This window comes from Thiovibrio sp. Mzg5, from assembly GCF_055379285.1.
In genome coordinates this window covers 1,671,246-1,684,629 of record NZ_AP022872.1, presented here as the reverse complement: position 1 = coordinate 1,684,629, position 13,384 = coordinate 1,671,246, and the positions used below count along the sequence as shown (strand labels likewise).

The 13,384-nt window shown below is 57.6% G+C and carries 11 protein-coding genes; 7 read left to right on the top strand and 4 right to left on the bottom strand.

Going from position 1 to position 13,384, the window contains the following annotated elements:
* Window positions 1-33: 33 nt before the first annotated feature.
* Window positions 34-570: a flavin reductase family protein gene (locus ACZ46D_RS07580; protein ID WP_464926850.1), complete on the top strand. Its 537-nt coding sequence runs from the start codon at window positions 34-36 to the stop codon at window positions 568-570.
* Window positions 571-599: 29 nt separating this feature from the next.
* On the opposite strand, the gene ACZ46D_RS07575 is transcribed toward ACZ46D_RS07580, so the two are convergent.
* Together ACZ46D_RS07575 and rhuM are read right to left on the bottom strand one after the other, a co-directional pair.
* A complete protein-coding gene (locus ACZ46D_RS07575) occupies window positions 600-1,082 on the bottom strand; it encodes a GNAT family N-acetyltransferase (protein WP_464926849.1) in 483 nt (160 codons plus the stop codon).
* Between the two features lie 59 nt (window positions 1,083-1,141).
* Window positions 1,142-2,137: a RhuM family protein gene (gene rhuM, locus ACZ46D_RS07570; protein ID WP_464926848.1), complete on the bottom strand. Its 996-nt coding sequence runs from the start codon at window positions 2,135-2,137 to the stop codon at window positions 1,142-1,144.
* A gap of 323 nt (window positions 2,138-2,460) precedes the next feature.
* On the opposite strand from rhuM, the gene ACZ46D_RS07565 reads away from it, so the two are divergent.
* Window positions 2,461-4,542, top strand: a complete 2,082-nt coding sequence (locus ACZ46D_RS07565; protein ID WP_464926847.1) for a DNA topoisomerase 3 — start codon at window positions 2,461-2,463, stop codon at window positions 4,540-4,542.
* A 69-nt stretch (window positions 4,543-4,611) separates the two neighbouring features.
* Here ACZ46D_RS07565 and ACZ46D_RS07560 read toward each other — a convergent pair whose 3' ends face one another.
* Entirely contained in the window at window positions 4,612-5,523 is a 912-nt protein-coding gene (locus ACZ46D_RS07560) for a hypothetical protein (RefSeq protein ID WP_464926846.1), read from the bottom strand.
* Window positions 5,524-5,803: 280 nt separating this feature from the next.
* Between ACZ46D_RS07560 and cls the strand changes: the two genes are divergently transcribed.
* The 3 genes from cls to ACZ46D_RS07545 all read left to right on the top strand — a co-directional run bounded on the left by cls (window position 5,804) and on the right by ACZ46D_RS07545 (window position 8,563).
* Window positions 5,804-7,198 carry a cardiolipin synthase gene (gene cls, locus ACZ46D_RS07555; RefSeq protein WP_464926845.1) on the top strand — a complete coding sequence of 465 codons (1,395 nt, stop codon included), beginning with the start codon at window positions 5,804-5,806 and terminating at the stop codon, window positions 7,196-7,198.
* A gap of 33 nt (window positions 7,199-7,231) precedes the next feature.
* Window positions 7,232-8,176 (top strand): hypothetical protein, encoded by a 945-nt coding sequence (locus ACZ46D_RS07550; RefSeq protein ID WP_464926844.1) that lies wholly within the window; start codon window positions 7,232-7,234, stop codon window positions 8,174-8,176.
* A 114-nt stretch (window positions 8,177-8,290) separates the two neighbouring features.
* On the top strand, window positions 8,291-8,563 hold the full coding sequence (locus ACZ46D_RS07545; RefSeq protein WP_464926843.1) for a hypothetical protein: 273 nt from the start codon (window positions 8,291-8,293) through the stop codon (window positions 8,561-8,563).
* Between the two features lie 56 nt (window positions 8,564-8,619).
* On the opposite strand, the gene ACZ46D_RS07540 is transcribed toward ACZ46D_RS07545, so the two are convergent.
* Window positions 8,620-9,510 (bottom strand): putative RNA methyltransferase, encoded by an 891-nt coding sequence (locus ACZ46D_RS07540; RefSeq protein ID WP_464926842.1) that lies wholly within the window; start codon window positions 9,508-9,510, stop codon window positions 8,620-8,622.
* A gap of 310 nt (window positions 9,511-9,820) precedes the next feature.
* On the opposite strand from ACZ46D_RS07540, the gene mrcB reads away from it, so the two are divergent.
* Window positions 9,821-12,139: a penicillin-binding protein 1B gene (mrcB, locus tag ACZ46D_RS07535; RefSeq protein ID WP_464926841.1), complete on the top strand. Its 2,319-nt coding sequence runs from the start codon at window positions 9,821-9,823 to the stop codon at window positions 12,137-12,139.
* A gap of 666 nt (window positions 12,140-12,805) precedes the next feature.
* A complete protein-coding gene (locus tag ACZ46D_RS07530) occupies window positions 12,806-13,345 on the top strand; it encodes a tetratricopeptide repeat protein (protein WP_464926840.1) in 540 nt (179 codons plus the stop codon).
* The last annotated feature ends 39 nt before the right edge of the window (window positions 13,346-13,384 follow it).

Below are 13,384 nucleotides of genomic sequence, written 5' to 3'. Positions count from 1 at the left end.
CTGGTTCCTTCACTGTCGAAAGGGGGTGCCAACATGGCCAGAAAATCCTTTCCTCTGTCCAAAGTCTATGGCCTGCTCGAACCGGGGCCGGTTGTCATGCTCACCACTGCCCTCGACGGGCGGCCAAACATCATGGCCATGTCGTGGCACACCATGCTCGAGTTTGAGCCGCCGCTGGTGGGTTGCGTCATCAGCAATGGCAACTATTCCTTCGGCCTGCTAGAGAAAACCAACGAATGCGTCATCAACATCCCTACTGTGGAGATAGCGGAAAAGGTGGTGGGCTGCGGCAATACCTCGGGGGCGAATACGGACAAATTCGAGAGGTTTGGTCTCACCCCCAAGCCTGCTGAGTTGGTCGGCGCACCGCTCATCGAAGAGTGCTTCGCCAATCTCGAGTGCCGGGTGGCTGACACAGAGATGGTGGCCAAGTATTGCCTGTTTGTTGTTGAGGTAGTCAAGGCCTGGGTCGACCCCGCAGTGAAAAATCCACGGACGATCCACCATCTCGGCAACGGCAATTTCATGGTTGGCGGGGAAAGGATCAAGCTGAAGTCAAAGATGAAGTAGCGCCCGGATCATCTCCTCCCCAGACCCATCTACCTCTTCGTCCCAAACTCCGCTTCATACCCCACCGTAAACTGGCTGGCGGTGTTATTGCGGAGGCTCAGGAAATGACCGTTGTTTTTGTCAAAGGGACAAATGGGCATGGCGCAAGGCGTAAAGCCGAATTTTCGATAAAAGCGCGGATCGCCTAAAACAAAGATGGTGCTTTCCTTGATGGCCTCCTGCCGCAGGGCAAAGCGCAGCAACTCCGAGCCGATCCCCTGCCTTTGAAACTCCGGCTTCACCGCCAACGGCGCCAGGTGCAAGCCGCAGACCGCGGTGCTGTTGTAGGCCTTGGTAAAAGCGATATAGGCGATGACCGCATTGATGTGAAGACACACCCATTCATGCATTGGTTTGCCATTCTTGTGGAGGTTTTCCACCAGTTGCACCTCATAGGTGCTGTGGGGGAATGCCTGCCGCAACAGGGCGGAAGCCTTGGGGTAATTGTCCGGGGTGAGTTGGCGTATTTTCACGGTTTTTCTGTTTGTAACTTGCTGTTTTTAATGGGGTAAATGGTTCTTTCCGAACTTCGCTATGCTGCCATCTCGTGGGCCAGCATATTCATGATCAGGCGGATCATTGTTTCCTTGTTGGCCGGGTCTGATTGGGCAACCAGCAAAGTCAGCGCCGCCAGGCCAATATCATTGATCACCGGCTCGCCCTGTTCGTTGAGCAGACGGTGATTGCGATTTAGAAAATCAACAAAGAGAAAGGCCCCACTGCGTTTATTGCCATCGGCAAACGGGTGGTTTTTAATGACAAAATAGAGCAGGTGGGCAGCCTTGGCTTCAATGCTGGGATAGGCCGGTTCCCCAAAGACCGTCTGATCGAGATTACCGAGCAACGAGGCCAGTCCATTCTCCCGCTCCTGGGCAAACAGTGGGGTTGCCTCCTTGCGGCTGATCAGTTCTGTCTTTAACCCTGCCAAGGCAGCGCGTGCCTCCGCCACCGTTTGCAAAACGCCACCCGCTTGGGTAGGCGGTGCAGTCAGCAGACCTTCATCGTAGCGTTGTAGCAGCAAAAAAGTCTGCGCGTAGCGGCTGACGATCTCCACCAGGCCCCGGCCGGCATCGGTAAGCAGGTTCGGACTTTGCGCTGCCTTGCGCACCAGCGATAGTGCAGCCTCAAGCTCACGGGCGTTGGCCTCAAAACGCTGGCGATTGAGGGTCCAGCCCTGGGTCAGGTGCTCACGCAGAATACGGGTCGCCCATTGGCGAAAGCGGGTTGCACGCGATGAGTTGACGCGATACCCCACTGAAATGACGGCATCGAGATTAAAATGCTCTATTGAACGTTTCACTTTGCGGCTACCTTCCTGGCGAACTATTTCCAATTTGGAAACAGTTGCCCCGCGTTCCAACTCGCCGCTTTCGAAAATGTTTTTCAGATGTTTTGAAATTGCCGCTTTTTGTACATCGAAAAGAGCGGTCATTTGTTCCTGGCTCAGCCAAACCGTATCCATGCTACCGTCCAGTCGCACCTCAACGGCCTGGCCCTCTTGCTGATAAATGATGATTTCACTGGCCATGTTCACGTCTCTATTTATTCATTGAACGGTGAATGCCTGCCGCAATAAAATTCGGGGTCCGGGGGGGCAGACAGGGGGCGTAAGCCAAATCCCATCTTGACCATCAGCAAATGTATCTTCAGTTTCTTTGCTTCTAATATATCCTGTTACTGGGAATTAAATAGTTCTCTTTTCCTCTTAGGAGAATGCGAGATGCATCCCGGCTTGCATCCCAGGATAATTCGGTTTAGGGTGCAACGCCGGGTGTGCAGCGGGGGGTGCCTCATTCGCCATGCTGTCTCCTTTGTAACAGAAGAAAATAATGACCGCGAGAAAATCGTAGAATGAAAGTTGTTATTGCCGAGAAGCCTTCCGTGGCCCGCGATATTGCCGAGGTCCTCGATATCAAGAGCAAGAAGAAGGGGTACATCGAAGGGCGCGGCTGCGCGATCACCTGGGCCTTCGGCCATCTCGTGACCCTGCAGGAGCCGGGCGAATATGACCCTGCCCTCAAGCGCTGGTCGTTGGAGAGCCTCCCCTTTGTGCCGGAGAAGTTCAAGCTCACCCTGATTCAAAACCGGGGGGTGGACGAGCAGTTCAAGGTGATCGAAACCCTGTGCCAACAGGCCGATGAGATCATCTGCGCCACGGATGCCGGGCGGGAAGGGGAGCTGATCTTCCGCTACATCCTGGCCCTGTGCAACTGCGAGGACAAGCCGATCCGCCGTCTCTGGCTCAACTCCCTCACCCCGGACGCCATTTCAGAGGCGTTCAAGGATCTCAAGGACGGCCACGACTACGACGCGCTCTATGCCGCAGCCCGTTGCCGCAGCGAGTCCGACTGGATCGTCGGCCTCAACGCCACCCGCTACTATACCGTGCGCCACGGCCGGATCGGCGGCGGTAGCGACCGGGTGCTCTGGAGCATCGGTCGCGTGCAGACTCCGGTCTTGGCCATGATCGTGGAGCGCGACGACGCCATTCTCCAGTTCCGGCCCCAGCTTTTCTGGGAGCTCACCACCCGCTACCGCGAGGTGGTGTTCAAGTTCACGGGTAAGCGCTTTGAAAAGCCGGAAAAGGCCCAGGTGCTGCTGGAAAAAATTATTGGCCAGCCCTTTGCCATCACCGGGATTGTTGCCAAGGAGAAAAAGGAGCAGCCGCCCCAGCTTTTCGATCTCACTACCCTGCAGCGGGAAATCAACAAGCTGCACGGGCTCTCGGCCGCCGATACCCTGGCCGCCACCCAGAATCTCTACGAAAAAAAGTTTGTTACCTATCCGCGTACCGACTCGCGCTACCTCAGCAAGGATCTGCAGCCGCGCATTCCCCAGATTTTGGCTCAGCTGAAATCCTTTCGGTCGGAAGAGATCGCGGTGCTCAACCTGGCCAAGCTGCCCTTCAGCAAGCGGATCATCGACGACACCAAGGTGAGCGACCACCATGCCATCATCCCCACCGGCGTTGCGCCGCGCGGCCTCAATGGCCAGGAACAGCTGGTCTACGAGGCGATCACCACCCAGTTCATCGCAGCCTTCTACCCCGCCTGCCTCAAAAATATCACCACCGTGGACGGGATCAGCAATGAGGTAAAGTTCGAGGCCAAGGGGACCCAGATCGTCGAGCCGGGCTGGACCGCGCTGTTTGCTAACAAAAAGCAGAGCCAGGAGGCGGCCGAGGAACAGACCCTGCCGGTGTTTGAAAAGGGCGAAACCGGCCCCCACGAGCCGTCCCTGCGCGAAGGCAAAACCATTCCGCCCAAGCACTTTACGGAAAACTCGCTGCTCGGGGCCATGGAGGCGGCGGGGAAGTTCGTCGAGGACGATACCCTGCGCGAAGCGCTCAAGGAGCGCGGTATCGGCACTCCGGCCACCCGGGCGGCCATCATCGAAACCCTGCTCAGTCGCAACTATATCCAGCGCGAGAAAAAACAGCTCCGCTGCACCGACATGGGCCGCTGCCTCATCGCCCTTATCCGGGATCCCTTGCTTAAGTCGCCGGAAATGACCGGGGAGTGGGAGGAGAAGCTGAAAAAAATCGAGCGCAGCCAGCTCGATCCCGACGAGTTCATGACCGGCATCTCCGGCTACATCCGCACCCTGATTGAGCACAGCACAACGGAGAGGCTGGACACCGCGCGCTGGGGCAGCTGCCCGCTCTGCGGCAAGGAGGTGGTCAAGGGGAAGAGGGCCTACGGCTGTTCGGGCTGGAAGGAGGGCTGCGAATTTGTCCTCGAACCGGAGTGCAAGGGGGTGACGCTTACGGCCAAACAGATTCAGGTTTTGCTCCAGCAGCACATCCTGCCGCAGCCGGTAAGGATCGAGGATGAGCCGCGGATGCTGATCCTCTCCACCCAGGGCATGGTCATGGATCTGTTGCTGCCCTCGGCCGAGCGGCAGCAACAGGTGAAGAAAACGGATCGGCCTTGAGCAAGAAATTACTGTTCAAGGCCGATCCCAATTATTGTAAACGCCTATAAAAAAAAGGGCAAACCCGGGTTAATAATTGCGCCCCCGGCCTCGTTCCTCATCCCTGTCCTTCCTTTGCCGGTCATCCTCCCTCTCCTGGTCTTGCGATCTTGGCGCCTTCTGCTCGCGCTGGGCAGCATCCGGCTGCTGCCTCTGCTCATGGCTTGCCGGGCCTCGCGGCTGAGGAGGGCTTTGGCCTGGGGCTGATCTCTGGAAGCCTTCGTCACCTCGGGGCTGCGGCTGTGAGCGGGCGCCATCCTGATCGTCCTGCTGCCTTGGTGCTGTCCTGCGAGAATCTTCCTCTCTTTCCCGCTGCGCAGGTGCCGGCGCTCTTTGTTCTAACTGCTGCTGTTGCTGAAAGTGCTCGCGCACTGCTTTTTCACGCGGCTGGTAACGGTATTGCTGGCTGTGCAGCGTGTGCTGCTCCTCCACCTGGGGATATCTCTCGCCTGAATACTGCCGCTGGTAGGCAGGTAGCGGCGCCCGCTTCGGCGCAGAGCTGCGCTGCCACTGGTCCCAGCCTCTCCGCTGCTGTTCCCATTCAGGGCCCCAGTGATGACCCCAACGGGGCGGCGCATTGGCACGCCACCCGCGAAAGTACACCGGCGGCTGCCGGTAGTAGCGCACGGGGACCCGCAGGATGAACAGCGGCACATAATATGGCTCCACAAATCCCCAGGGGCCGTTGTACCAGGAACTCGCGTACCAGTTATCGTCCTGGTAGACCCAGTACATGCCATCGTAAAAGAAATAGTTGGCATTCAGCCGGGGAGCGTAGTAGACCGGGTAGCCCGGCACCGGGACAAGTTCCGGGTACAACGGCAGATTGATCCCAATGCTCAGGTGGGGGGTCCCGATACCGATGCTCACCTGGGCTGCGGCAGAAGTCACCGAGCACAACAGCATCGCCAGCCCAATGAATCCGTAGCGTATTTTCTGCATTTTGTCCTCCTGTTGGATAGGCAGGGGCGTGGCCATTGCTTGCCAACGGAAAATGACACCGGCAAGCTGGCAATTCACCCCGGAACCCATGGCTCATTGTACTGAATTGTTCCGAGATAAGCAAAGTGCCATACCATTTTGTTCTTCCGTGGCCCTGGGTAGGGAATACAGGTCCAACCTTCTCGCTTTTTGCTTTCCCGGCTTGTCGGCTTGACGAATTGACTGAAAAGCCATCGGGTTTCCGGGTAATCAGAATTTTTTTTTGTGATAAAATAATTTCATGAAAATCATCACGCCATTCTTTTTCTTTTTTCTGGTCGGAGCCATCTTGAGCCTCAACACCGGCTGCGCGACCTTGCCGAACGTCTCTGAAGTAATTGAGGAGGCGCCGGCCACACAGAATCCGCGGCAAATCGTGGCGGCCAAAGGACGGGTGTTGTCTCCCCAGAAAAGCAAGGCCATCATGGAGCGGCTGAAGCAATCGGTCGATCCGACGGACATTCTGGAACGCCACACCGCCGTGGTGGAATCGGTCACCGAAAGCCCGTTGACCAAGGGGAACAAAGTCACCCTGCTCGCCGACGGTCAGGCCGCCTATGCCGCAATGTTCCAAGCAATCCAGAAGGCCAAAGACCATGTCCATCTTGAAACCTTCATCATTGAAGATGATGAGACAGGCCGCAAATTTGCCGATCTGTTGCTGAAAAAACAGGCGGAAGGCGTTCAGGTAAATGTGATTTATGACAGCGTGGGCAGTATGAACACCCCCGCTGCTTTTTTCCAGCGCCTGGGCGAGGGCGGAATTCAGGTGGTCGGCTTCAATTCGCTCAACCCACTGAAGGCCGAGGGGAAATGGGGGCTGACCCACCGGGATCACCGCAAGATTTTGATAGTCGACGGTAAGGTCGCCATTATCGGGGGCATCAATATCAGCAAGGTGTATTCGAGTCTTCCTTTCAAGCGGAAACAAAACGAAAAGGCGCCAATTCATTGGCGTGACACAGACCTGCAAATTGAAGGCCCGGCCGTGGCTGAAATTCAGAAGCTCTTTCTGGAAACCTGGCAGGGTCAGCAGGGGGTGGAACTTTCCGGCCGGAACTATTTCCCTGCTCTGAAAGAAAAGGGAAATGCCCTGGTGCAAGTGATCGGCAGCACCCCGGGAGAAACCAATAGAATCCCTTTTATTGTGTATGTGTCGGCCATCACCTTTGCCAAGCATTCGATTCATATGACGAATTCCTATTTCATCCCCGACGAACAGATAATACAGAGCCTTACCGATGCGGCTGCGCGCGGGGTTGACGTAAAGATCATTCTCCCGGGGATCACCGATTCCCGGTTGGCCTTATATGCCCAGCGGTATCATTATGCCGGGCTGTTGCAAGCGGGAGTGAAGTTATACGAGCACAATACTTCCCTGTTGCACGCGAAAACCGCGGTCATTGACAAGGTCTGGTCCACGGTCGGCTCGACCAACATGGATTTCTTGAGCCTATTAAACAACGACGAGGTGAATGCGGTTATCCTGAGTCAGGAGTTTGCCGTGGAAATGGAGAAGATGTTTGCCCGGGACCTGGCGGATTCCAAGCAGATTCATAGGGAGGAGTGGGAAAAAAGGCCGTTGTTGCCCAGGTTGAGGGAGTGGTTGGTCAATTTATTCGGCCGCTGGTTGTAGCCGGTCGTGAAGGATGGGTTTATTCCCGCAAACATGGATCAGGTGAATCAGGGGGATACGAGCAGAAATCAGGGGGGAGTATTCCTGTTTCTGCTCGCCATCGCGCTTCTCTTTTCAGCCGGCGGTGCTGCCGCTGCCGAAAAGCCAGGGCAGGGTGCAGAGATCCTGCGCGAAACCTATCGCCGGAACATGGGCCGCTTGGAGAAAAACAGCTTCGGCTTTCCGCTCCTTCTGGAGTCTTTTGAACGAGACGGGAGAGTGCATGCGGATGTCTACGGGATCTTCGATTATCCCTTTAGCAGCGTGGCCAATGTGCTCAAGGTCCCGGAAAACTGGTGCGATATCGTCTCCCTCCATCCCAATGTCAAGGCCTGCACCTACAGGGAACTGCCGGGCGTCTGGCTGCTGACTTTTTACATCGGCCGCAAGGTCTATCAACCTCCGGAAGACACGCGGCAGGTCCCGTACCAGTACCGGGAAGTTACTCAGCAACAGGGATATCTGGATGTTATGCTCAGTGCCGAAGCCGGCCCTTTCGGCACCAATGACCACCGGATGCGGTTCGAGGCCCTGCCCCTTGAGGGGGGAAGGACTTTTGTCCACGTCAGTTATGCATACAGCGACAGTGTTGCGCTTCGCCTCGCGGAAAAGGTATATTTTGCGACCCTCGGCCGGAGCAAGGAGGGGTTCACCCAGACCGGCACCGAGAGAAACGGCACGCCCGTCTATATCGGCGGGCCCCGCGGCGCGATTGAGCGCAATGCTGTCCGGTACTATTTTGCGATCCAGTCTTTTATGAATACCTTGCGCTACCCCGAAGAACGGCGTTTCAGCATGCGGATCAACGAGTGGTACGATCTTACAAGCCGCCACCGGAGGCAGCTCTTCGAACTGGAGAAGGAGGAGTATCTCGCCTTCAAGACGATGGAGCAGAAAAATCAAGTGACACTCCAGAGGCGGCTCGGCACTGATTTTTAGTGAGTGCCCGGCTGCCTCATCCCTCTGTTGCTCAAGCGCGGAGGCTCATCCTCTCCACCCTGGCCGAGCAGCAGGGGGAGAAAACGGATGTTTTTGCCCAAAGGAACTGACCGCATGTCGCAAACAATCCCGCAGGATATCAAGGAAGACCTGGAGAAGGCGGCCCTCCTCCATCAACGGGCCTCTTCCGATTACGAAAAATGCCAGCAATTCAACAAGTTGATGTCCGATCTTCTGGGAAGGCTGGAGGATGCCGGCTGCAACAAGACCGCCGACAAGGTGATGGGTATCCTCCTCGACTGCAACCCCAAACAAGGCGCCCAGTGCGAAAAGGCTGCCCGGATCGGGGACAAGATGAAGAAGTTTGCAAGGGAGGAAGGGGATTAGGGCGTTCTGTCCCGGTTTCCGTTGATTGGCAAGTCAAGTATACGTCAAGCTATCTCTCAAGTTGTCTCAAGTTCGGTTGCCCCATCCCCGCATTTTTTCCTGAACACCCGCACCTCCACATCCACATCCAGCTGCAGCCGGTCGAGGGCCGCCACCTTGGCCTTGGTCTCCCGGTCGATGTTCCAGTAATAGGGGGTCATGGCCAGCAGGTCCATGATCGTCTGGTTGTTGGTGAGTTCGAGGGGGTAGGTGATCCTCGCCACGGTGGCAGGGGAGAAAAGCTCCTTGGCCTTGTCGGTGATCGAGGGCGCTTCATGCTCTCTGGTGATGGGATAGATGATCTCCCGCAACCCGTTGAGGTGACGCGGTCCGGGGCTGACAAAGACCAGGCTGCCGCTTGGCTTGAGGATTCGGGCAAACTCCGCGATGTTGGCCGGGGAAAAGACACTGAGCACGAGATCCAGGGAGCCATCCACAAAGGGCAGATCGTTGATGCTCGCCACGAACCAGGCCATGGTCCGGTCACGCTGGGTGGCCTGCCGCACGGCAAACTTGGAAACATCGACCCCGTGGTACACAATGGCCAGATGCGCCGCGCTGCCGTGGGCCAGGGCCTCCTTGAGGCGCTGGAGATAATAGCCTTCGCCGCAGCCGGCATCGAGAACACTGCACCAGCTGTCGCCTGCCGATCCCGAAAGTGCATTGCCGATGGCCTCGTTGATGCCATCGGAGATCTTGCCGTAATACCCCAGGTCCAAAAACCGTCTCCGGCTTATGATCATCTCCGGGTCGTCCCCCGGCTCTTTGGAATGCTTTTTGTGGGCCAGCACGAGGTTGACATAGCCCTGGCGGGCGGCATCGAAGCTGTGCATCGCTACGCATTGGTAGCCGGTTGCTGTCGGCAGCAGCGGTTCTCGGCAAACAGGGCACTGGAGGATGGAGGTCATGTGCGCATCCTTAAGCTTGGGGCCTGATCCCATCTGCGCAGGATGGGTCGGGTTTCAGGGAGGTGGGTGGGGGAGCCGGGTGCGCAACAACGCCCAAACGCTCTTTGATTGCCCCCGGATTTCAGGGTTCATCTTACTTGATTGTGAGAAATAAATCTGTTCCGGATTCGGCTATGGGTTATAATTTACCTTTGTATTTATCCGGCTTGCGGGCGGGAAGGATCACGAGACAAGAAACGCGACTCTCCCGCCACCTCGCCACGCTCGCTTATCTGCCGGAACCTTGAATGGTTTGAAGGGTGTCTGAATCTTGGCTACGAAAAAATTATTCCCGAAGAAGAAGGGGAGCAGGGGGCAGAGCTGGACCCTGCTCAAGATCGCGGGGGCGCTGACGTTTCTGCTCGTGCTTGCCCTCGGCTTGTACGTCCTCTATCTGGACCAGGTGATCCGCCAGAAGTTTGACGGCAAGCGCTGGGCCTTGCCCGCCGTGGTGTACGCGCGTCCCCTGGAGCTGTACCCCGAGCTGCCTTTTACTCCTGCCCTGCTTGCCGAGGAGTTGGAGCTTGGCGGGTATCGCCGGGACAAGGCGGCCAAGGCTCCGGGGGGCTATGACCGGGCAGGCAATGTCATGCATCTGGTCACCAGGGAATTTGCCTTTGCCGACGGGGTGGAAAAATCGGCCCGGCTCACCGTGGAGTTTTCCGGTTCTGCGATCAAGAAAATCTCCGCCACGGAGAGCGGGGCGGAGATTGCCCTGGCCCGCCTCGATCCCGCCCGGATCGGCAGTTTTCATCCCCTGGAAAACGAAGACCGGATTGTCTGCAGCCGCCAGGAGCTTCCCGATCTGCTGGTCAAGACCCTCCTCGCCGTGGAGGATCGACATTTTTACACCCATTCCGGGGTTGATCCGTTGGGAATCCTGCGGGCCATGGTTGCCAATATCCGCGCCGGCAAGACGGTGCAGGGTGGCAGCACCCTGACCCAGCAGCTGGTGAAGAACTTTTTCCTCAGCAATGAGCGCACCCTGCGGCGCAAGGTCAATGAGCTGATCATGGCCCTGCTGCTGGAGGCGCATTACAGCAAGGACGAGATCCTCACCGCCTATGCCAACGAGATCTTTCTCGGCCAGGATCGGGGCCGGGCGGTGCACGGTTTCGGCCTGGCCAGCCAGTTCTATTTTCGGCGGGAATTGCCGGATCTTTCCGTGGCCCAGATTGCCACGCTGGTGGGGATGATCAAGGGGCCCTCCTATTACGATCCGCGCAGTAACCCGGAGCGTGCTCTGCAGCGGCAACAGGTGATCCTGGCGGTGATGCGGGACGAAAAAGTGATCACCGAGGAGGCATACCGCACGGCCAAGGCTGCCGGCTTGGAAAAGAGCGCTGCGGTACAGAGCGGTTTTAACCGCTATCCCGATTTTCTCGAACTGGTGCGCCGCCAGTTGGGACAGGATTATCGCGAGGAGGATCTCACCTCCAACGGGCTGAAGATCCTCACCACCCTCGATCCCCAGGTGCAGATGCAGGTGGAAAGGAATCTGCGGGAAACGCTCTCGGGTCTGGAAAAACGGACCGCCACCCGTGGCCTTGAGGGGGCGGTGATCGTCAGCAGCCGGGAGGGCGGGGAGATCCTCGCCGTGGCTGGAGGCCGCGACGCCTTGCAGCCCGGGTTTAACCGGGCTCTGGACGCCCAGCGCCCCATCGGCTCGCTGATCAAGCCGCTGGTCTACTTGACGGCCCTGGCCAACGGCTACACCCTGGCAACCCCGGTGCAGGATCTCTCCTTCACCGTGGCCAATCCCGGGGGGAAGGCATGGCACCCGGCGAATTATGACAAGAAAGAGCATGGCCTGGTGCCCTTCCATGAGGCGCTGGCCTATTCCTATAATCTGGCCACGGTCAAGATCGGCATGGATGTCGGGGTGGAAAAGGTGGTGGCCAATCTCAAGCGGGCGGGGATCAATCGGGATTTTGATCCCTATCCCTCCTTCCTGCTGGGAACCGCGGAGCTGTCGCCCCTTGAGGTGGCCCAGATGTATCAGCTTTTTGCCACGGGTGGTTTTTATCAGCCGCAGCGGAGTATCCGCAGTGTGCTGACCCTGGAGAACAAGGTGGTCCAGCGTTTCGGGCTCACCGTGGAGCAGCGTTTTCCGCCCCAGGATGTCTTCCTGCTCAATACGGCCCTGAAGCGGGTGATCAGCAACGGCACCGCGAGGTCGCTGTTAAACTATATCCCCGAGACGGTGCAGGCTGCCGGCAAAACCGGAACCACCGATGACCTGCGGGATAGCTGGTTTGCCGGTTTTACCGGGGACCGGCTGGCCGTGGTCTGGATCGGCCGCGACGATAACAAACCGACCGCATTCACCGGTTCCAGCGGCGCCATGGTGGTGTGGGGCAAGATCATGCAGTCTCTCCATCCCCAGCCTCTGGAGCTGACGGAGCCGGAGGGGCTTGAATGGGCCAGGGTGGATGCGGGAAGCTATGGCCCCTCCGCAGATGCTTCCCGGGACAATGTGGTTCTTCCCTTTGTGGCGGGAACAGTGCCCAGAGGGGCCACCTCGGGTGATGATACTCAGGAGCGGAAAGCCCCTGGGGTCTTGGACACGATCCGTAACTGGTTTCGTTAAAGCCCAACCCGCGAAACCTGTGATTTTACATTATGCAAAAAAAAGGTTCTTCCGGGAATTGTGGGGGACTGGACCATGAAGTCAGTGTGTTCATTTCTTTGCTTGCCCAAAGAAACGAACCAAAGAAAGGGCACCCAGGGCACTTGTCCCGCCGAAGGCGGGATACCCTGCGCTCCTCAAAACTGCCGGGATGTTGCAAACTCGCTGCGCTCAAACAGTGCAACCTCCCTTTTCGGCAGTTTTTCCGGTGCTCGGCTGCGTACCGATGGGATTTTCTTTTCCCCCATTTGTCCTGCCGCGCCTCGCAGACGGGGGCGGAAAAAGACGCGGGAGGTAAGCGAAGACTCCGACTGTTTGAGGGCGAAGCCCGAGTTTTTCCGCGTCCCGCCCTCGACGAGAAGTAAGGGAAGCCCGCAGGGCCAGGACTGGCTGGGGTGCCTTTTTCTTGTTTCTTCTTTTGGGCACGCAAAAGAAGAAAAAGAGAACAGCAAAAAGGCCTCGTCACTTTCCCCGGAATTCCCGGAAGAACCAAAAAGAAGTCCCCTCTCCCCTCGGAGTCTGCGCTTACCTGCGGGAGAGGGCTAGGGAGAGGGGGAAGGCCCTGACTTATTGCGAAATCCCAACCGGACATTACAGGCAGCAACAGAGAGATTGAGGGAAAATGAGATGAAGCAAAGAAGCCACGGACGTTTATGGCATATCGGTTGGCACCTGGGGTTGCTCCTGGCCATGACCCTCTCATTGCACGGCTGTGCAATGCAAGGGCCCGTCAAGCAGCCGGTCGTCCCTGCTCCAGACTCCCGCCCCCCTGTCGTTTCTGCGCCGACTCCTGCCCCGGAACCGGTCGCCCCTCCCAAGCGTGAGTCCGTGCCGGTGCCGGAAGAAGGGAAGGCTGCCGGAACCTTGCTGGCCAATGCCAGGCAGAATGTGCGGGCCGGTCAGTTCAATCAGGCCGAAATGATGCTGGAACGGGCCCTCCGGCTTGAGCCCCGCAACGCCAGGCTGTGGCATGAGATGGCCCAGGTGAAGTACGGGCAGAAAGATTACAAGCAGGTGATCCAGTTCTGTATCAAATCGAACAGCCTGGCCAAAAAGGATTATGGCCTGATCAAGCAGAATTGGCTGTTGATGGAAAAGGGTTATCTGCAACTGGGGGAGCCGGACAAGGCGAAGCAGGCGAGGAGCAAGGCCGGATCACCACCTTGACATCCCCCTGTGGCCTGCCAATAGTAACATTATGATGAT

Bases quoted from the DNA above. Each gene is read 5' to 3' on its own strand.
- ACZ46D_RS07580 (WP_464926850.1), top strand. From the start codon at position 34: ATGGCCAGAAAATCCTTTCCTCTGTCCAAAGTCTATGGCCTGCTCGAA.
- rhuM (WP_464926848.1), bottom strand. From the start codon at position 2,137: ATGGCCAGTGAAATCATCATTTATCAGCAAGAGGGCCAGGCCGTTGAG.
- ACZ46D_RS07565 (WP_464926847.1), top strand. From the start codon at position 2,461: ATGAAAGTTGTTATTGCCGAGAAGCCTTCCGTGGCCCGCGATATTGCC.
- ACZ46D_RS07560 (WP_464926846.1), bottom strand. From the start codon at position 5,523: ATGCAGAAAATACGCTACGGATTCATTGGGCTGGCGATGCTGTTGTGC.
- cls (WP_464926845.1), top strand. From the start codon at position 5,804: ATGAAAATCATCACGCCATTCTTTTTCTTTTTTCTGGTCGGAGCCATC.
- ACZ46D_RS07550 (WP_464926844.1), top strand. From the start codon at position 7,232: ATGGATCAGGTGAATCAGGGGGATACGAGCAGAAATCAGGGGGGAGTA.
- ACZ46D_RS07545 (WP_464926843.1), top strand. From the start codon at position 8,291: ATGTCGCAAACAATCCCGCAGGATATCAAGGAAGACCTGGAGAAGGCG.
- ACZ46D_RS07540 (WP_464926842.1), bottom strand. From the start codon at position 9,510: ATGACCTCCATCCTCCAGTGCCCTGTTTGCCGAGAACCGCTGCTGCCG.
- ACZ46D_RS07530 (WP_464926840.1), top strand. From the start codon at position 12,806: ATGAAGCAAAGAAGCCACGGACGTTTATGGCATATCGGTTGGCACCTG.